This is a genomic window from Salinispora sp. CH2A1_6 (assembly GCF_056820975.1).
Map to the genome: position 1 here is coordinate 196,706 of NZ_JBXEDG010000001.1, position 18,295 is coordinate 215,000.

The 18,295-nt window shown below is 69.0% G+C and carries 15 protein-coding genes (1 of these 15 only partly in view); 8 read left to right on the forward strand and 7 right to left on the reverse strand.

Features of this window, described 5'->3' with window-relative positions; translation table 11 throughout:
- Nucleotides 1–95 precede the first annotated feature (95 nt).
- Entirely contained in the window at nucleotides 96–758 is a 663-nt protein-coding gene (locus tag AC1UKG_RS00970; RefSeq protein WP_018743677.1) for a thioredoxin domain-containing protein, read from the forward strand.
- Complete coding sequence (locus AC1UKG_RS00975; protein ID WP_018743678.1) at nucleotides 755–1,390, forward strand: vitamin K epoxide reductase family protein; 636 nt, start codon at nucleotides 755–757, stop codon at nucleotides 1,388–1,390. The genes AC1UKG_RS00970 and AC1UKG_RS00975 overlap by 4 nt, the downstream gene beginning before the upstream one ends.
- A gap of 236 nt (nucleotides 1,391–1,626) precedes the next feature.
- On the opposite strand, the gene AC1UKG_RS00980 is transcribed toward AC1UKG_RS00975, so the two are convergent.
- Together AC1UKG_RS00980 and AC1UKG_RS00985 are read right to left on the reverse strand one after the other, a co-directional pair.
- Nucleotides 1,627–3,039, reverse strand: coding sequence for an MFS transporter (locus AC1UKG_RS00980; protein ID WP_475890160.1), 1,413 nt, complete (start codon nucleotides 3,037–3,039; stop codon nucleotides 1,627–1,629).
- Entirely contained in the window at nucleotides 3,036–4,454 is a 1,419-nt protein-coding gene (locus AC1UKG_RS00985; RefSeq protein ID WP_018743680.1) for an MFS transporter, read from the reverse strand. Before AC1UKG_RS00985 ends, AC1UKG_RS00980 begins: the two co-directional genes overlap by 4 nt.
- A gap of 304 nt (nucleotides 4,455–4,758) precedes the next feature.
- On the opposite strand from AC1UKG_RS00985, the gene AC1UKG_RS00990 reads away from it, so the two are divergent.
- From AC1UKG_RS00990 to AC1UKG_RS01010, 5 genes are all read left to right on the forward strand, one after another.
- The gene (locus AC1UKG_RS00990) at nucleotides 4,759–8,457 is read left to right on the forward strand and encodes a nitrate reductase subunit alpha (RefSeq protein ID WP_482642778.1); all 3,699 of its coding nucleotides are present in this window, start codon (nucleotides 4,759–4,761) and stop codon (nucleotides 8,455–8,457) included.
- On the forward strand, nucleotides 8,457–10,076 hold the full coding sequence (gene narH / locus AC1UKG_RS00995; protein WP_018813866.1) for a nitrate reductase subunit beta: 1,620 nt from the start codon (nucleotides 8,457–8,459) through the stop codon (nucleotides 10,074–10,076). Before AC1UKG_RS00990 ends, narH begins: the two co-directional genes overlap by 1 nt.
- Complete coding sequence (gene narJ / locus AC1UKG_RS01000; protein WP_482642777.1) at nucleotides 10,073–10,744, forward strand: nitrate reductase molybdenum cofactor assembly chaperone; 672 nt, start codon at nucleotides 10,073–10,075, stop codon at nucleotides 10,742–10,744. Before narH ends, narJ begins: the two co-directional genes overlap by 4 nt.
- Nucleotides 10,741–11,484 (forward strand): respiratory nitrate reductase subunit gamma, encoded by a 744-nt coding sequence (narI, locus tag AC1UKG_RS01005; RefSeq protein WP_018743684.1) that lies wholly within the window; start codon nucleotides 10,741–10,743, stop codon nucleotides 11,482–11,484. Before narJ ends, narI begins: the two co-directional genes overlap by 4 nt.
- A gap of 142 nt (nucleotides 11,485–11,626) precedes the next feature.
- A complete protein-coding gene (locus tag AC1UKG_RS01010; protein WP_018743685.1) occupies nucleotides 11,627–11,956 on the forward strand; it encodes a carboxymuconolactone decarboxylase family protein in 330 nt (109 codons plus the stop codon).
- 46 nt (nucleotides 11,957–12,002) lie between these two features.
- Here AC1UKG_RS01010 and AC1UKG_RS01015 read toward each other — a convergent pair whose 3' ends face one another.
- On the reverse strand, nucleotides 12,003–12,887 hold the full coding sequence (locus AC1UKG_RS01015; protein ID WP_018743686.1) for an AraC family transcriptional regulator: 885 nt from the start codon (nucleotides 12,885–12,887) through the stop codon (nucleotides 12,003–12,005).
- A gap of 141 nt (nucleotides 12,888–13,028) precedes the next feature.
- On the opposite strand from AC1UKG_RS01015, the gene AC1UKG_RS01020 reads away from it, so the two are divergent.
- Complete coding sequence (locus AC1UKG_RS01020; protein ID WP_026325264.1) at nucleotides 13,029–13,682, forward strand: class I SAM-dependent methyltransferase; 654 nt, start codon at nucleotides 13,029–13,031, stop codon at nucleotides 13,680–13,682.
- A 78-nt stretch (nucleotides 13,683–13,760) separates the two neighbouring features.
- Here AC1UKG_RS01020 and AC1UKG_RS01025 read toward each other — a convergent pair whose 3' ends face one another.
- The 4 genes in view from AC1UKG_RS01025 to AC1UKG_RS01040 are tightly spaced (at most 59 nt apart) and all read right to left on the reverse strand, a layout consistent with a single transcriptional unit that may run on beyond the window.
- Nucleotides 13,761–14,393: a nucleotidyltransferase family protein gene (locus AC1UKG_RS01025; protein ID WP_482642776.1), complete on the reverse strand. Its 633-nt coding sequence runs from the start codon at nucleotides 14,391–14,393 to the stop codon at nucleotides 13,761–13,763.
- Between the two features lie 2 nt (nucleotides 14,394–14,395).
- Nucleotides 14,396–15,529 carry an XdhC family protein gene (locus AC1UKG_RS01030; RefSeq protein WP_482642775.1) on the reverse strand — a complete coding sequence of 378 codons (1,134 nt, stop codon included), beginning with the start codon at nucleotides 15,527–15,529 and terminating at the stop codon, nucleotides 14,396–14,398.
- A gap of 59 nt (nucleotides 15,530–15,588) precedes the next feature.
- A complete protein-coding gene (locus AC1UKG_RS01035; protein WP_482642774.1) occupies nucleotides 15,589–17,898 on the reverse strand; it encodes a xanthine dehydrogenase family protein molybdopterin-binding subunit in 2,310 nt (769 codons plus the stop codon).
- On the reverse strand, nucleotides 17,895–18,295 hold the final stretch of the coding sequence (locus AC1UKG_RS01040) for an FAD binding domain-containing protein (RefSeq protein ID WP_482642773.1). 598 nt of this gene lie beyond the right edge of the window; 401 of the gene's 999 nt are visible here — the last part of the coding sequence; the start codon falls outside the window, past its right edge; the stop codon is at nucleotides 17,895–17,897. Before AC1UKG_RS01040 ends, AC1UKG_RS01035 begins: the two co-directional genes overlap by 4 nt.

The window sequence follows — 18,295 nt, forward strand, 5'->3', positions numbered from 1 at the left end:
GATCCGTGGCGGTGCGCCCGGTACCTTTGCGTCCGGCGCTTCGCCTGCTCAGGGCGGTCGCTGCAGGATCGGACAGACCGACAGGAGACGGAGATATGACGAGGAACATCCGGCTGACCCTTGCCGCGGTCGTGGCGTTGATTCTGGTGGCGGTCGTCGTGCTGGCGGTCAACCGCCGTGACGCGATTCCCAGCGCGGAGACGACCGGCGGCACGGTCGAACCCACGGTCCTGGTCCGGGAGGACAGTCACCGGCTGACCTCCGCTCCCGACGGCAGGGTCACCCTGGTGGAGTTCCTCGACTTCGAGTGTGAGGCATGCGGGGCGGTGTACCCGACGGTCAAGGAGATCCTCGCCGACTACGAGGGGCAGATCACCTTCGTGGTGCGATACTTCCCCATCTCCAGCCACCCCAATGCCGAGCTGGCCGCCCGCACCGCGGAGGCCGCCGCCAACCAGGACCGCTTCGGCGAGATGTACCAGCTGCTCTTCGAGAACCAGGACGTCTGGGGCCACCAGGAGGAGCCGCAGACCGAGGTCTTCCTCGGCTACGCCCGTACCCTCGGTCTGGACATCGACCGCTTCCAGCGCGATCTGGACGACCCCGCCACCGCCGCCCGGGTGGCGAAGGATCGGACCGACGGTGAGGCCGTCGGTGTTCAGGGCACCCCCACCTTCTTTCTCAACGGGGAGCCCCTCTCCGATCTGCGCAGCAAGGACGATCTGACCGCCATGATCGACACTGCCCTGGCCGGATGACGACCGCCACCGCCGATAGACCCGTCACCACCTCCGCGGAGCGTCACTTCCTGACTGTCGTCACCGCGTGGGTCCTCGCCATCGGCGGTGGCGTCGGCCTCCTCGCCGCCGCCACCCTCACCGTCGAGAAGATCAACCTGCTGGCCGACCCCGGGTACGTACCCACCTGCAGCATCAACCCGATCCTGTCCTGCGGCTCGGTGATGAACACTCCGCAGGCCGCGGTGTTCGGATTCCCCAACCCGCTGCTCGGCATCGCGGGGTTCGCCGTGGTCACCACGCTCGGCGTCGTCCTGCTCGCCACCGGAGGTCTCCCCCGCTGGATGTGGCTCGGTCTGCAGGGAGGCGTCACCTTCGGGGTCGTCTTCGTGCACTGGCTCATCTACCAGAGTCTCTATGTGATCGGCGCGCTCTGCCCGTACTGCATGGTGGTCTGGGCGGTCACCATTCCGATCTTCCTCTACACCACGTTGCAGACCCTGCGCGACAACGCGACCGTACTGCCGCGGGCGCTGCGGCGCGCGACGGAACAGGTCGCCCTTTACCACACCCTGGTCCTCGTCATCTGGTTCGCGTTCATCGTCGCCGCGATCCTGCACCGCTTCTGGGACTACTGGATCACCCTGGTCTGAGGTCGTCGCCGCTTACGGCCGGCGCTCGGCGAACCTGGTGGCGGACACCCAGGTGCGAGCGTGCCAGCATCACCACCGCGACGGTGGGGCATGGGGCCGGCGACCGGCACGGGGCCACCGGGCGCCAACCGGTGGGAACAGAAGAAGCCGGGCTGACCTCGTTGCCGGTTTCAACGAGGTCAGCCCGGCCGTAACTGCGCCCCAGGTCCGTGGTCGGTTGGAGCGGGACGGGACGGTCAGCTGGGCTTGGGTGCTCCCGGGCGCGCGTAGCGTTGCCAGGTGATGACGACGCAGAGGGCAGCGAATGCCAGCCCGACGAGGTAGAACGCGGTCGGGGACATGATCGTCAGGCCGATGCCGAAGAAGAACGGGCCGAAGGCGGCGATCGCCGCGGTCCAACCGATGACCCCACCGGCCTGCCGGCGCTCGAAAATCATCGGCATCTGCTTGAAGGTGGAGGCGTTACCGATCCCGCTGAACAGGAAGATCGCGAGCATTCCCCAGAGGAACCGGTCGAAGCCGGCATCCAGCGCCGCGGCCGAGCTGGTGTCTGGCTGCAGTGCGGTGATGGTGAAGGCGATGGAGACGACGAGGCCGATTCCGGAGATCAGGGTCCACCGGGCGCCACCGAACTTGTCCGTCAGCGGCGAGAACGCGACGCGGGCCGCGGCACCGACCAGCGGGCCGAGGAAGACGAACTTGACCGGGTCGGGCACGGCGTAGCCGTCCACGAGCAGCTGCGCAGCGGCCCCGCTGCCCTGCACGATGTCCGGGTTGCCGGCACCGTAGAGGTTCTTCATCAGCAGCCCGAACTGGGCGGACAGGCCGGCGAAGGTGCCGAAGGTCATGATGTAGAGCAGCGTCATCCACCAGGTGTCAACGTTGCGGAAGATGTCGAACTGCTGCCGGATGTTCGCCTTGACGGGGACCGACCGCAGCATGGTCCAGGCGAGCACGGCACCGACGATGATGAACGGGATGTAGATGTACGCCGCGTTCTGGTACCAGACGTCCCGGGCGGGTTCGCCCGGCGAGGTGGCCATCGGCCGGGAGCTGCCGAGGAAGCCGATCAGCGAGAAGCCGATGACCCACGGGGTCAGCAGCTGAACCAGCGAGACGCCGAAGTTGCCGATGCCGGCCTGGACGCCCAGCGCGGTGCCCTGGAGTCGGCGGGGGAAGAAGTAGGAGGTACTCGGCATGAAGCCGGAGAACGCCCCGCCACCGATTCCGGAGAGGAACGACAGCGACAGCAGCACCCAGTACGGGGTGGACGGGTCCTGCACAAAGATTCCCCAGCCCAGGACGGGCAGGAGTAGGAGCACGGTGGTCAGGGTGACCATCTTGCGGGTGCCCATGATCGGCGGCAGCACCATCCAGATCAGGCGCATGAGACCGCCGGCCAGGCCGGGCATGGCGGTGAGCCAGTAGAGCTGGGCGGTGCTGAGGTCGAAGCCGAGGTTCGTCAGCTTCGGGGCGATCGCCGAGGCGAGGAACCACGAGGTGAAGCAGAGGGTCAGCGTGAAGGTGCTGATCCAGAGGGTGCGCCACGCCAAGCCCTTGTCCCAGGAGTCAGCGTCTTCCGGATTCCAAGACTCCAGCCACTCGCGGTTGCCGGCTCGGCCGGTCCGGGAGGAACTCGAGGTGTTCATTCGTGGGCCTCCTTGGGCGCACGGGTCGCTTCCGAGGCGGGAGCGGCCGATCGGTTCGTGAAGTCGGGCTTCTCGAAGTGGTCAGCGAGCTGGGGTGATTCGCCGTGCAGCATGCGTACGACGGTGAGGTGCATCCAGACCGCACAGATGACGGTGAGGATGAACAGGACCAGGAAGGTGCTCGACGGGAGGCCAGTCCAGGTCTTGGTGTAGGCGAACAGCGGAGGCAGGAAGAATCCGCCGAGGCCGCCGAGCATGCCGACCAGGCCGCCGACGGCTCCTACCTGGCTGGGGAAGTACTCCGGGATGTGCTTGTACACCGCGGCCTTGCCGACGCCCATGGCGCAGCCGAGCAGGACGACCAGCAGGGTGAAGGGCACGATGCCGAGCTGGTAGGCGAGGTGGGTGGTCTGGGTGCCGTCGGGGTGGTTGACGACGATGTGGCCCGAAGGCATCATCAGAATGCCCGTACTGAGCAGCATCAGACCGAATGTCCAGTACATCACCCGACGGGCCCCCAGGCGGTCGGAGAGTGATCCGCCGACCGGCCGGAGCAGCGAGGCGGGGAAGATGTACAAGGCGGTCAGGTAGGCCGCGGTCTGCAGGGACACGTCGTAGTTGTTCATGTAGTAGGTCGGCAGCCACGCGGCGAGCGCCACGTAGGCACCGAACACCGCCACGTAGTACAGGCTGAATCGCCACACCCGCAGCTGCTTGAGCGGCTCGAGCTGCGCGCGGAGCGGAGTGCCGTGGCTCGGCACCCGATCCCGGCGCGGCGTGATGAACCAGGTGGCCGCCGCGAGGACGAGCAGCAACACCGCGTAGACGACGGGGACCAGCCGCCAGCCGCCCTCGATGACGCCGAGGTAGGTGGCACCGGCGGTACCGGCGATCAGCGGCGGGCCGATGAACTTGGTGACGGAGGCGCCGACGTTGCCGGCGCCGAAGAGGCCGAGCGCGAATCCCTGCTTTTCCCGCGGCTGCCAGGCGGAGTTCCAGGCGATACCCGCGGTGAAGGAGTTACCGGCGAAACCGACCAGGAACGCCAGCACCAACAGCATCGCGTACGAGTTGGCGAGGGATACCAGGAATGAGGCGACCGCGGTCACGAGGAGCATCGCGGTCATTACCCGGCGGCCGCCGATCCGGTCCGCCACAATCCCGGCGGGGAGCCGCCAGAGCGAGCCGTTGAGCACGGCGGCGGCGATGATCCAGGACAGCTGCACCTCGGAGAGCCCGAACTCCTCGCTGATCGGCTTGCCGAGGATGCCGAACATGAGCCACACCGCGAACATGACGGTGAAGCCGATGGTGGACAGGGTCAGGACCCGGGTACGCCCACGATCGTTACGGCTGTTCTGCTCGGCCGCCGTGTTGTCCGGCGTCGGGTCGTCTGGAGCGGGTTTGACGTGCACGGCAATTCCTCGATCAACGGTAGAAGGAGGTCGGCGCTAGCGTCACTGGCGCGACTGTGTACCCAAGGCTGCTGTCGTTTATCAGCAGCGGGTAGGGACCTTCTGCCCCGTCTGGCTGGCAGCAGGTCCCGTCGGTCGCACTCCACGCGGTCGAAACGGGGGTGGCCGGGACCTTGGTCCCGACGGGTCGGGACCGCGGCCTCCCGATCTGGCGGTTGAATTCGCGAACCCTGGTATGCGTGGCGCACTGCCGTGTGCCGCCGACAACCCTCGCGTTGTCGCTCGCCGCCGGAGGAGTGCCCACGTGTCAGCGCACCGCCCGCCAGAAGCTCATGATCCTGCGACGGACCAGGTCCCCGGCGCGGCGCCGTTGCTGGCTGCGCGGCGCTTCCTCCGCCGGGAGGCGGTCGGTGACCACGGCCGGACGCTGCACCAGGTGGACGACGGCGACTGGGAACGGTTCTACCGCGACCGGTGGCGCTACGACCGGGTGGTGCGCTCCACCCACGGCGTCAACTGCACCGGCTCCTGCTCGTGGAACGTCTTCGTCAAGGACGGCCTGATCACCTGGGAACACCAGGCCACCGACTACCCGACCACCGGCCCGGACTCGCCGGACTACGAGCCGCGCGGCTGTCCCCGCGGCGCCTCCTTCTCCTGGTACGAGTACTCGCCCTCCCGGGTGCGTCACCCCTACGTACGCGGGGTGCTGGCCGAGATGTTCCGCGACGGGCTCGCGCGCCTGGGTGATCCGGTGTCCGCCTGGGCCGACATCGTGGAGAACCCACTCAAGGCGCGCGCCTACAAGACCCAGCGGGGACGTGGCGGCTTCGTCCGCGCCAGCTGGGACGAGGTGACCACAATGGTTGCCGCAGCACACGTGTACACCACGAAGACGTACGGACCGGACCGGGTGGTGGGTTTCTCGCCGATTCCCGCGATGTCGATGGCGTCCTTCGCCGCCGGCACCCGCTACCACGCCCTGCTCGGCGGCACCCTGCTGAGCTTCTACGACTGGTACGCCGACCTGCCGATCGCCTCGCCGCAGATCTGGGGCGACCAGACCGACGTACCCGAGGCCGGCGACTGGTGGAACGCCACCTACCTGATGATGTGGGGTTCGAACATTCCGGTCACTCGTACGCCGGACGCCCACTTCCTGGCCGAGGCCCGCTACCGGGGCACGAAGGTCGTCGCGGTCAGCCCGGACTACGCCGACAACGTCAAGTTCGCTGACGACTGGCTGGCCCCGCACCCGGGTACCGACGGCGCGCTGGCGATGGCGATGGGCCACGTCGTACTCACCGAGTTCTTCCGGGACCGCACGGTCGACTACTTCGCCGACTACATTCGCCGCTACACCGACCTGCCGTTCCTGGTCACGCTGCGACCCACTGCGGACGGCCGGTGGACCACGGACCGGTTCCTCACCGCGGCAGACCTGGGCCAGGAGGACGGAGCGCACAAGACCGTCCTGGTTGACGAGCGCACCGGCGAGTTGGTCGTGCCGAACGGGTCACTGGGCTTCCGGTACGGCGAGGCCGGTCAGGGACGCTGGAACCTGGACCTGGGCGAGGTGCTCCCCGCGCTCGGACTGCTCGACCGGAGCGACGAGGCGATCGAGGTCGAGCTGGCGCGCTTCGACATCGGGGAGACCGAGGGCGGGGCCACCATCCGCCGCGGCGTACCGGCCGTGCGGGTCGGCGAGCAGCTGGTCACCTCGGTCTACGACCTGGTGCTGGCGCAGTACGGGGTGCGCCGCGGTGACCTGCCGGGGGAGTGGCCGACCGGCTACGACGATCCGGACTCCCCGAACACCCCGGCCTGGCAGGAGCGGATCACCGGGGTGCCGGCCGCGGTGGCGGCCCGGATCGGCCGGGAGTTCGCCCGCAACGCCGAGCGTAGCCAGGGGCGCTCGCTGATCGTCCTGGGTGCCGGCGCGAACCAGTGGTTCCACTCCGACATGACCTACCGGGCGCTCATCTCCCTGGTCACCCTGACCGGCTGCCAGGGCGTCAACGGTGGCGGCTGGGCGCACTACGTGGGGCAGGAGAAGGCCCGGCCGATCACCGGCCAGCAGCACATGTCCTTCGGGCTCGACTGGCAACGGCCGATGCGGCACCAGGCGAGCACCCCGTTCTGGTACCTGCACACCGACCAGTGGCGGTACGAGCGGGTTCCGGTCGACGAGCTCTCCTCCCCGTTGGGTACCGGCCGGTTCGCGGGGATGGCCTTCGCCGACACCGTCGCCGCCGCGCAGCGGATGGGCTGGAGCCCCGGCCACCCGTCGTTCAACCGCAACCCCCTTGACCTCACCGATGAGGCGGCGGTGGCCGGGGTGACGGTGCAGGAGCACATCGTCGCCGAGCTGAAGGCTGGCCGACTGCGGTCGGTGGCGGAGGACCCGGACGACCCGGCGAACTTCCCGCGCTGCCTCACCCTGTGGCGGGCGAACCTGCTCGGCTCCTCCGGCAAGGGCAACGAGTACTTCCTGCGGCACCTGCTGGGGATCGACTCGACCGCCACCGCCTCGGAGTGCGACCCGGAGCACCGCCCCCGGGACCTGGTGTGGCGAGATGAGGCACCGACCGGGAAGCTTGACCTGCTCACGGCGATCGACTTCCGGATGACCAACACCGGCCTGCACGCCGACGTGGTGCTGCCCACGGCGACCTGGTACGAGAAGCATGACATCTCCACCACGGACATGCACCCGTTCGTGCACGCGTTCAGCCCGGCGGTGGAGCCGCCCGCCGACGCCCACTCCGACTACGACACCTTCCTGGCGCTCGCCGACCGGTTCAGTGAGTTGGCCGTCGACCACCTGGGGGTGCGGCGGGACGTGCTGGCCGCGCCACTGCAGCACGACACCCCGGACGAGTTGGCCATGCCCAGCGGGCGGGTGCGGGACTGGAAGGCCGGCGAGTGCGAGCCGGTCCCCGGCTCCACCATGCCGAAGCTCATCGAGATCGAGCGGGACTACGCCCAGATCGGCGCGAAGATGCGTGCCGTCGGCCCGCTCCTCGACCGGCTCGGCACCAGCACGAAGGCGCTCACTGTGGACGTGACCGCGGAGCTGGCGTACCTGCGGGAGCGAAACGGGGTCGTCGCCGACGGGCCGTTCGCCGGCCGGCCGTCACTGGCCACCGCCGACCGTATGTGCGAGGCGATCCTGGCGCTGTCGGGCACCACGAACGGTCGGGTCGCCGCGGCCGGTTTCGCGGCGTTGGAGCAGCGGACCGGACAGCCGTTCGCGGATCTGATCGCCGGGCACGAGACCGACCAGATCACGTACGCGGACACCCAGCGGGCACCGCAGTCGGTCTTCACCAGCCCGGAGTGGTCCGGCTCGGAGAAGGGCGGCCGTCGTTACTCGCCCTTCACCCTCAACGTGGAGCGGCTCAAGCCGTGGCACACCCTCACCGGCCGGCAGCACTTTTTCGTGGAGCACGACTGGGTGGCGGAGTTGGGCGAGCAGCTGCCGGGCTTCCGCCCCCCACTGAACATGGCCCGGCACTTCGGTGCCCCGGGTGAGTTCGTCGATGGCGGCGTCACCGTACGCTTCCTGACCCCGCACGCGAAGTGGTCGATCCACTCGATGTACCACGACAACGAACTGATGTTGGCGTTGTCGCGGGGTGGGCCGGTGATCTGGATGAGTGTGCCGGACGCCGCCAAGGTCGGGGTTCGGGACAACGACTGGGTCGAGGCGCACAACCGCAACGGAGTCATCGTGGCCCGGGCGGTGGTCAGTCACCGGATGCCGGAGGGCACGGTGTTCCAGTACCACTCGCCGGAGCGGACGATCAACGTGCCCAAGGCCGAGAAGAGCGGTCGCCGCGGTGGCTACCACAACTCGTTGACCCGGCTGCTGGTCAAGCCCACCCACCTGGCGGGCGGGCACGCCCAACTCACCTACGCCTTCAACTACTACGGCCCGATCGGCAGCCAACGCGACGAGATCACGGTGATCCGCCGCCGCGACCAGGAGGTGGAGTACTGATGAGGATCCGAGCGCAGGTCGCCATGGTGATGAACCTGGACAAGTGCATCGGGTGTCACACCTGCTCCGTAACCTGCAAGCAGACCTGGACCAACCGGGACGGCACCGAGTACGTCTGGTTCAACAACGTCGAGACCAAGCCGGGCATCGGCTACCCCAAGCACTACGAGGATCAGGACCGCTGGCACGGGGGCTGGCAGCTGGACGAGAAGGGCCGGCTGAAGCTGCGCTCCGGTGGCCGGGTCAAGCGGCTCAGCCGGCTGTTCGTCAACCCGGATCTGCCCTCGATCGACGATTACTACGAGCCGGCGACCTTCGACAAGGACATCCTGGTCAACGCCCCTGCCGGGCTCAAGGACACTCCGGTGCAGCAGCCTCGTTCCGCGTTGACCGGCGAGCCGATGGCCCTCAGCTGGGGGGCCAACTGGGAGGACAGCCTCGGCGGAGCCCATGAGCACGGCACCGGTGATCCGAACCTCGCCCGGATGTCGGCGGAGGCGGCGGCGCGGGTGAAGTTCGAGTTCGAGAAGACCTTCCTGTTCCACCTGCCGCGCATCTGCGAGCACTGCCTCAACCCGGCGTGTGTCTCGGCCTGTCCTTCCGGCGCGATGTACAAGCGGGAGGAGGACGGCATCGTCCTGGTCGACCAGGACCGCTGCCGGGGTTGGCGGATGTGTGTCTCTGCCTGCCCGTACAAGAAGGTGTACGTCAACCACAGCACCGGCAAGGCGGAGAAGTGCACTCTGTGCTTCCCGCGGATCGAGGCCGGGCAGCCGACAATCTGCTCCGAGACCTGTGTGGGGCGACTGCGCTACCTGGGCATCGTGTTCTACGACGAGGACGCTGTGCTCGCTGCCGCTTCGGTGACCGACGAGCACGACCTGCTCGAGGCGCAGCGGGCGGTCTTTCTCGATCCAACCGACCGGGCCGTGCAGGAGGCCGCCCGGGCCGCCGGCATGCCGCAGGAGTGGCTGGACGCCGCCGAACGGTCCCCGGTGTGGCGGCTGATCAGCGAGTACCAGGTGGCGCTGCCGCTGCACCCGGAGTATCGGACGCTACCCATGGTCTGGTATGTCCCGCCGCTGTCGCCGGTGCTGGATGCGGTGGGGGAGGCTGGCCGGGACGACACCGACGCCGACGACATCTTCCACACCATCCGGGAGCTGCGGATTCCGGTGGAGTACCTGGCCGAGCTCTTCACCGCCGGTGACGTGGAGGCGACCGCCGGGGTCCTGATGAAGCTGGCGGCCATGCGCTCCTACATGCGCGCTCGCACCCTCGACGGTACCGTCGCCGACGATCTGCTCGACGGAATCGGGATGACCGCGGACCAGGTCGAGGCCATGTACCGGTTGCTGGCCATCGCCAAGTACGACGAGCGCTATGTGATTCCGGCCGCCTACCGCAAGGACGCCGCCGCGTTGGAAGCGCAGGCCACCGCGAATCAGGACTGCGCGCTGGACTGCGAGGGCGGCCCGGGAATGACCACGCAGGCCTCCGCGGAGAGTTTCCACCTGGTCGAGGATGATCAGGTTCGTCCCGGCCGGCCCGGACTCTTCTCCCGTCGCGCCGACGGCCGGCGTGGCTTCACGATCAACCCGCTGCGAGGCGGCGCATGACCGCCGCGACCGACCGGGCCCGCATCTTCGAGCTGGTCTCGCTGCTGTTGACCTACCCGGATGACGAGCTCCTGAGCGCCGCGGACGAGCTTCGTGGCGCCGCCGCGCAGATCGAGACGCCGGAGGCCCGGGAGCGGATCGACGGATTCCTGGACTGGCTGCTGGAGAATACCCCGATCGACGTACAGCAGCACTTCGTACAGACCTTTGACCTGCGCCGCCGCTCCGGTCTCTACCTCACCTACTACCTGCATGGAGACACCCGTAAGCGGGGAATGGCGCTGCTGGTGCTCAAGCAGCGGTACCGGGCGCACGGACTGCGGCTCGCGGATGGCCAGCTGCCGGACCTGCTGCCGGTGGTGCTCGAGTTCGCCGCCATGGTGGGTCCCGGCGAGGGGGAGGCACCCCTACGCCAGCATCGGCAGGGCATCGAGCTGCTCCGCGCCGCACTGACCGACTGCGGCACCCCCTACCGCTTACTGCTGGACGTCGTCTGCGCCGTGTTGCCGGCGCTGACCGACGCCGACCGGGCCGCCATCGCGGCGCTCGCCGTTGACGGACCGCCGGTGGAGACGGTCGGCCTGGATTCTCTCGGCGACGGTCCGGACCTGCACGCCGCCGCGCTTGCCCCTTACCCCGTCTGCTCCCCGTCGGAGGCATCGCGATGACCAACCTCGTCTGGACCGTCCTGCCGTACCTCTGCCTCGTGGTCTTCGTCGCCGGCCATGTCTGGCGGTGGCGCCACGACCAGTTCGGCTGGACCACGCACACCAGCCAGGTGTTGGAGAATCGCCTCCTGCGGCTCGGCTCCCCGCTGTTCCACCTCGGGGCTCTCGGGGTTGTCGGTGGGCACGTCATGGGCCTGCTGGTGCCCGCGTCGGTGACCGAGAGGATCGGGATCAGCGAGCACGCCTACCACCTCACCGCGGTCTGGGGCGGTACGGTGACCGGCCTGATGCTGATGACCGGTCTGGTCTTGCTGATCATCCGGCGGGTGGTCAACGGCCGGGTCCGTCGGGTGACCACCCGGATGGACAAGGTGCTCTACGCCGCGCTCGCCGCCATGGTGGCGCTCGGCATGATCGCCACGGTCGGGGTGAATCTGCTTGGCGGGGGCTACGACTACCGGGAGACGATCGCCGTCTGGTTCCGCGGGATCTTCTGGTTCCAGCCGGACCCCACCCTGATGGCCGGGGCTCCCCTGGTCTACCAACTGCACGCGATCGGTGGTTTCCTCTTCCTGGCGCTGTGGCCGTTCACCCGACTGGTCCACGTCTGGTCGGTGCCGCTGGCGTACCTGTGGCGTCCGTACGTGGTCTACCGTCGGCGCCGCGGCCCGGCGCCGACCGCGGCCGCCTCACCGGAGCAGGTACGGGACGCTGCCCGGGCGCCGTCGGCTCGGCGGTGACCGTCGCGTGGTGGCGGGTCGATCGGAGGCGCTCCCGACGCGGCGGCCGCCGCGTCGGGAGTTCTGCCTGGATACGTCCTCGGACCACGGTGACCACAGCTCGAGGCTAATGTGTCAATATCGGGCGGTAGCGGAGGGTGATATGCAGCAGCAGTATCTTCCGGATGTCTACGTGAAGTTCCTGGAACGCTTTCCGGATGTCGCAGAGGCGCAGGGCGTGCTGGCGCGGACGGTGCGGGAGCGTAACTCCTTCGACGACCGGACCGACCGGTTGATCAAGTTGGCGGTGGCGGTTGGGGCCGAGGCGGAGGGAGCGGTGCGCTCCAATGTCCGTAAGGCGCTTCAGCATGGTGCGACCGTGGACGAGGTACGAGCCGTCGCGCTCGCGGCCATCACCACCTGTGGCTTTCCTACCGCCGTCGCGGCCTTGGGCTGGATCGATGCGGTTGTCTTGGCGCCGTCGGACGAGTGATGCCGGTCGTAACACCCCCGCGCGGTACCGGTGGTGCGGGTTGACTTCACACCGCGGGCGGTGCGGCCTCCCGCCACTGGGTGGGGGTGACTCCGTGGCGGGCACGGAAGCGTTTGCTGAAGTAGCTGGTGTCGGGGTACCCGACCCGGCGGCTGATCGCACTGACGGCCAGGTCGGTCTCGGTGAGCAGTAGGCGTGCCTGCTGCATTCGGCGTTGGGTGATCCACTGGGTTACGGTTCGGCCGGTTTTGCGACGCACGGCTGTGGTGAGGTAGCCGGTGGTCAGCGCGAGGTCGGCGGCGATATCGGCGAGGGAGATGGGCTGGTGGTAGCGCGCCTCGATGGCCTCGAAGACGGCCGCCAGCAGCGGTTCGTCGGCGCAGCGTAGGTGGTCGGCGAGGTCGGTCGTCAAGCGGGCCACGGTCACGAGCAGCAGGGTCAGGTGGGCGAGGGCGGCCTCTTGGTGACCGTCGCGGCGGGTCCGGATCTCGGCGTCGAGTGCGGCGAAGCGCTCCATCAGGCTGCCCCGGTCGACCGGTGGGACCGGTAGCCGCTGGGCCCGGTTGCTGCCCTGCGCGAACGGAAAGAGCAACGGATGCGTCCGCCAGGATGAGTAGGCGCCGGGCATCCCGGGCCGGACGACGTCGGCCGGGAACCAGACCGTCCAGCCGTCGCTGGTGACCTCCGCAAACGGGTCGCTGGAGGAGACGACCTGCCCGGGTGCGATGACGAAGAGGTCTCCGTCGGCCACTGTCCAGGTGCGGTCGTCGATGCGTACCGTTCCCTGAGCCACGTGGGCGTAGTAGAGCACCAGGAAGTCGTGGGTGTGGGCGCCGACGGTGGCGAGGTCGAGGAACGGCTCGCCGTGGGGGTGGTGGGCTACCGCGACCGGGGCGATGCCGGGCAGGTGGCCGAAGCCGAAGACCGGCACGCCCTGTCCGGTGACACCGACCTGGCGGGATGGGGGAGCCAAGTTCCGTCGCATCCGGTCCACAGTTCCGCCATTGTCCGCAGCTTCGCTGTCCATGAGGCTGAGGGTACGACCGAGTTTCCGCTATTACCGGAGCGTGCCATGACCGGACAGCACAACTCCCATTCTGAGAATCGGGCCTATCTCCCCGCCATGGGCAAGCAATGGTTGCTGCCCCTCTACGATCCGTTCGCCCGCTTTATTGGTATCGGACGGGTTCATGCGAGCTTGCTGGACCGCGCGAATCTTCGGCCGGGACAACGAGTCCTGGAGATCGGCTGTGGCACCGGCGATCTGCTGCGCACGCTCAAGCGCCGCCACCCGGAGGTCAACGCAGTGGGAATCGATCCGGACCCCAGCGCCCTGCGCCGTGCCCGCCGCAAGGCGGCCCGGGCCAGGGTGCAGATCCAGTACGAGCGCGCCTTCGCCGATGACCTGCCGTTGCTGGACGACAGCGTCGATCGGGTGCTCTCCTCGTTCATGCTGCATCACATCGACGAAGAGGATTGGGTGCGAGTGCTGCGCGAGGTCCGGCGGGTGCTGCGTCCCGGCGGGGAGCTGCATGTCGCCGACATCGACGGCAGTCTTCCCGGACACGAAGGCGGCCATGTCCACCGCTCTGGCCAGACCGGGGACAGCCTCCCCGATCGGGCCCTCTCCGCGTTGGTTGACGCCGGGCTGACCGGCGTCCGGGAGAACGGCTACGGCCGAGCCCGACTGGGCCGATACGTCTTCTATCGGGCTGATGTCGGTTGAGGGAGAGTGCTTTCGCCCGAGGCGGCGGCTGGCCGTCGAGGACGGTGGTCTGACCCAGCCGCAGCCGCGCGCGGCATGTCAGCCCCGGACCCTCGGGGGCACGTCGAGGTCCTGGGCGTCGGCCACGTCGGCGCAGGGGACGACTCTGACGAGGTCACGATGCTGATGGAGGTAGTCCCGAGCGCCCCGGTCCCGGGTGGCACTCGCGGCGACGCCGGCCCAGTGCGCACGCCCGAGCAGTACCGGGTGTCCCCACCGGCCGTCGTGGTAGCCGGCGACCGCCAGGGAGTCGGGTCGGGCGACGGCGGCCACCCGGCGTACCGCCTCGACTCCCACCCCGGGCATGTCCACCAAGGTCACGACAACAGCCGACGCGGCGGTTACCTCCAGCGCCGCCAACCCCGCGCGCAGCGATGAACCCATGCCGGTCGGCCATGCCGGGTTCCGGACGACACCCGAGCGGACCAACTCGGTCACGGCCTCCGCCCGCGCCCCCACCACGACCAGTACGGGGGCGCAGCCGGCGGTCACCAGCACGTCTCGGCTCCGCAGCACCAGGGGCCGGCCCCGGAAGACCACGAGCGCCTTCGGCCCGCCGTACCGCCGTCCCGCCCCAGCGGCGAGCAGCAGACCCGCGACGCCCCCGGCGCGCTCCGCGTCCGGTCCTACGCCCGCCGGTGCCCAGACCGGGCCATGCCGTCGTTTCCGCATGGTCAGCTGACTGGGACGCTGGCGCGTCGGTGGATAGGGCCAGCCAGGTAGGTCAGGGGCTGACCGGTGCCCCCGGTGCCGGCGACCGCGATCACTTCGGCGCAGATGGACACGGCGGTTTCCTGGGGAGTTTGGGCACCCAGGTCGAGGCCGATGGGCGCCCGAAGACGGCCGAGTTCGTCCTCGGTCAACCCGGCCGCGGTGAGCCGGAGCAGCCGCTCGCGGTGCGTTTCTCGGCTGCCGATCACGCCGACGTAGCCGGCGCGCCCCCGTAGGGCCAGCGACAGCAGCTCGGTCTCGTGGCGATCATCATGGCTGAGCACCACGATGGCGCTCCGGGTGTCGGTCTCGATGTTGCTCAGGTGACGGTGCGGCCAGTCACAGACCACCTGGTGGGCGTCCGGGAAGTGCTCTGCCCGCATGAACACCGGCCGAGGATCACACACGGTCACCTCGAAGCCGAGAAAGCGTCCGAGTTGGCTCATCGCTCGGGCGACCGGACTCATTCCGTAGAGCACCATGCGGGGTGCCGGCTGGTGTCTGGCGAACAGGACGTCAATCGGCTGCCCGTCGCCGTCGGCGATGCGTTCGACCTGCCCCGCTCCGATGCGTTCGAGCGGCCCCGCCCCGGTGGACGTCCGTTCCCGGAGTCGGCGTGCCACGAGCTCATCCACCCTCGGATCGCCCGACGATCCCCACCACTCATCCGGGTCTGCCACCAGCAGCGTCGCTCGTGGGCCGGCGGGTAGCACCAGAGCGGAACCGACCGTCCGGTTCGCCAGCAATCGATCGAGCAGCGGTGCCATGACCTCCACCGCCGCGGGCAGCACCACCACGTCGATCTCACTACGACAGGAGAGGCCGAGCACCGGCGAGCCGTCGCTCTGGTGGGTGTAGCGGTTCCGGTGCACCCGACCAGAGCGGATCGTGTCCTGGGCCGCGGTGAGGACCGCGCCGTCGATGCATCCGCCGGCCACGCCACCGGCGACCTCGCCGGTGGCGCAGCTGGCCATCACCGTCCCAACCGGACACGGCGCACTCCCCCTCACCCCGACGACAACAGCCATCGCGAAGGAGAGGTCGGCCGAACACCACCGCCGTAGGGTCGGCGCGATGTACCTGATCCCCGCTGTCATCAGACTCCCTGCCGGCCCGCGGCGAGCGGCCCAACGCGGTGTGGACAAGCCCCGGGCCGTTACCGAGCCGGCTCCGTCATGAGGTCCTCGATGCGGACGGGCAGACGCCGGACCCGGATCCCGGTCGCGTGGTGGATGGCGTTGGTGATCGCCGCTGCCGCCCCGACATGGACGACCTCGCCCAGGTTCTTGAGGCCGAACGCGCTGAACGACGGGTCCGGCTCGTCAATGAAGTCGACGTCGAGTGCGGGCACGTCGGCGTTCACCGGAACCAGGTAGTCGCACAGGTTGGTGTTGAGGAAGCCGCCGAAGCGAGGGTCCACGGTGCTCTCCTCGCAGAGCGCGGTGCTGATGCCCCACACCAGGCCACCCAGGGCCTGGCTGGTGGCGGTGCGCCGACTGATCACCCGCCCGCAGTCGATGACCGACAGCATCCGGGTGACCCGCGGTCGGCGGATCCGGGGACCGACGCGGACCTCGACGAAGTGGGCGACATAGGAGCAGGTGACGAAGTCGGGGAAGACCGGGCCCACCCGGGCGTTGTCCACGTCCGCCATCACCGCGCTCATCGGCGCCGTGGCGGTGTCGGGTGCTTCGGTCGGGCTTCGCCCTGGGGCGAAGTACTGCCCGGGGGCCTCGACCGAGGGGAAACCGGCGGCCATGAGAAGCCCGGCTATCGGTGGCCCCGAGTTGTCTGGGCCGACCAGCCGTCCCTCCGCCAGGCGGCATTCGCTGACGTCAATGTTGGCAACCGGCTCGCCATGCGTGGCGGCGATTTGATGCAGCTGGGCTCGGATCCTGATGGCCGCTTCCCGGATGGCCGGCATGGCGGAGACGGTTCCCCACGAGGCACCGGTTTCTGGCTGAGGAGCGACCCGGGTGTCACCAACGGTTACCCGAATGTTGCTGGGCGACAGGCCGAGGGAGTCGGCCGCGGCCAGCGCGATCACGGTGCGGATGCCTTGGCCCATCTCGTGTCCGCTGATCGCGACCTCCGCCGTGCCGTCGTCACACAGCCGTACGTGCGCGCCGGCGGCGGAGGCAAGGCCGGGATAGCAACCCGTCGCCACGCCCCAGCCAATGAGGCTGCCATCGTCGCCGCGCATCGACCCGATCGCCGGGTCGCGATCCGACCAGCCGAACCGCTCAGCGCCCCGATCAAGGCACTGCTTGAGCCGCCGCGAGGAGAATGGTTTGCCGGTTGCCGGGTCGGTAGCGGTGTCGTGGCGCCGCCGTAGCTCGACCGGGTCGACGCCCACCCGCTCGGCGAGTTCGTCCAGGGCGCTCTCCAGCGCGAACATCGTCGCCATCTCCATCGGCGCGCGCATGTAGCCGGGGGTCTGGGTGTCGAGTCGCACCAGGGTGGTGGTGCCGCGGAAATTCGGGATGCCGTACATACTTCCCGAGACCTGCGGCCCCCAGAACGGCATCAGGTCATGGCGTGATGTCTGCGCGAATGCGTCGTGCACCAGGGAGGTAATCGTGCCGTCGTCCCGTGCACCGAGCCGGATCCGGTGCCGGGTCGCGGCCCGAAAGTGCACGCTGTGGAAGACGGCGGACCGCGGGACGATCAGCATCACCGGCCGGTCAACCCGCCGGGCGGCCAGGGCGGCCAGGGTGGTGCTGTACGTCTGACCGGTGCGCTGGCCGAAACCGCCACCGAGGGTCGGCGAGACGACCTGGACCAGCTCCATCGGGATCCCGAACTGCTTCGCCAGGGCGTGCCGGACGCGTCCCGCCGCCTGAGTGCCCTCATGGATCAGGAGCGCCCCTTCGTGCCACTCGGCAAGGGTGGACAGCAGCTCCAGTGCGTTGTGGTGCTGCGCGGGGGAGCGGTAGGTGGCGTCGACCACAACCGGTGCCTGGTCGAGTGGCCGGTCACCCTCACCGATTTCCACCACGGGGAACGCGGGCACCGCCTCTGCCTGGTCGACCCGCTCGCCCCCGGGGTCGTCGAGTTCCACCGCGAACGGCTCGGCGTCGTAGCGGGCGGTTACCAACGCCGCGGCTTCCGCTGCGGCCTCCAAGGTCTCCGCCACCACGATCGCGATCGGCTGACCGCGGTAGGCCACGGTGTTGTCGCGCAGCGGTTGGAAGCTTTCGCTCGCGCTCCCCAACCCGAAGGAGAATTCGGACGGGTGCAGGCGATCCAGGTTCTCGTGCGTGAGCACCGCGAGTACCCCCCGCACCCGTTCCGCCTTGGCGGTCTCAAGCGTCGTGATCCGACCGCGGCCCACGGTCGCACTGACCGGAACCGCGTACGCCATCGCCGCGGCCGTGCGGTCGGCACCGTAGATCGGTTCGCCGCGGACCTTGTCGGCGCCGTCGTGGCGGACGTGGTCGGAGCCGATCCAGGCCATGGCGTTCATCCCATCCTCTGCTGAGCCGTCGCGACGGCCTCGAGTACGGTCTCCACCGCCAGCCGTACCCGGAAGTGGTTCTGCGGCGTGGTGCGAGCCGACCGGAATTCCGGCTCCAGCGCCCCACGGATGGACTCCTCGTCCAACTGGGTACCGGTCAGTGCTTGTTCGGCCTCCCGTGCCCGCCACGGCACGGTGCCCAGACTGCCGAGCGCGATCCGTATCTCGCTGGCGGTACCCCCTGCGTCGAGGTGGAGCCCGACGGCTGCCGACGCGAGGGCGAACGAGTACGAAAGCCGGTCGCTGACCTTCTGGTAGCTGGACGACTGCGCCGCCGGTGTCATGGGCACCCGGACGGCAGTGATGAACTCGCCGGGCTCGAGGGTCGTCTCCCGGTGTGGTGTGT

Coding starts and splice junctions, on each gene's coding strand:
- AC1UKG_RS00970 (WP_018743677.1), top strand. CDS start 96: ATGACGAGGAACATCCGGCTGACCCTTGCCGCGGTCGTGGCGTTGATT.
- AC1UKG_RS00975 (WP_018743678.1), top strand. CDS start 755: ATGACGACCGCCACCGCCGATAGACCCGTCACCACCTCCGCGGAGCGT.
- AC1UKG_RS00980 (WP_475890160.1), bottom strand. CDS start 3,039: ATGAACACCTCGAGTTCCTCCCGGACCGGCCGAGCCGGCAACCGCGAG.
- narH (WP_018813866.1), top strand. CDS start 8,457: ATGAGGATCCGAGCGCAGGTCGCCATGGTGATGAACCTGGACAAGTGC.
- narJ (WP_482642777.1), top strand. CDS start 10,073: ATGACCGCCGCGACCGACCGGGCCCGCATCTTCGAGCTGGTCTCGCTG.
- narI (WP_018743684.1), top strand. CDS start 10,741: ATGACCAACCTCGTCTGGACCGTCCTGCCGTACCTCTGCCTCGTGGTC.
- AC1UKG_RS01010 (WP_018743685.1), top strand. CDS start 11,627: ATGCAGCAGCAGTATCTTCCGGATGTCTACGTGAAGTTCCTGGAACGC.
- AC1UKG_RS01020 (WP_026325264.1), top strand. CDS start 13,029: ATGACCGGACAGCACAACTCCCATTCTGAGAATCGGGCCTATCTCCCC.
- AC1UKG_RS01025 (WP_482642776.1), bottom strand. CDS start 14,393: ATGCGGAAACGACGGCATGGCCCGGTCTGGGCACCGGCGGGCGTAGGA.
- AC1UKG_RS01030 (WP_482642775.1), bottom strand. CDS start 15,529: ATGACAGCGGGGATCAGGTACATCGCGCCGACCCTACGGCGGTGGTGT.
- AC1UKG_RS01035 (WP_482642774.1), bottom strand. CDS start 17,898: ATGAACGCCATGGCCTGGATCGGCTCCGACCACGTCCGCCACGACGGC.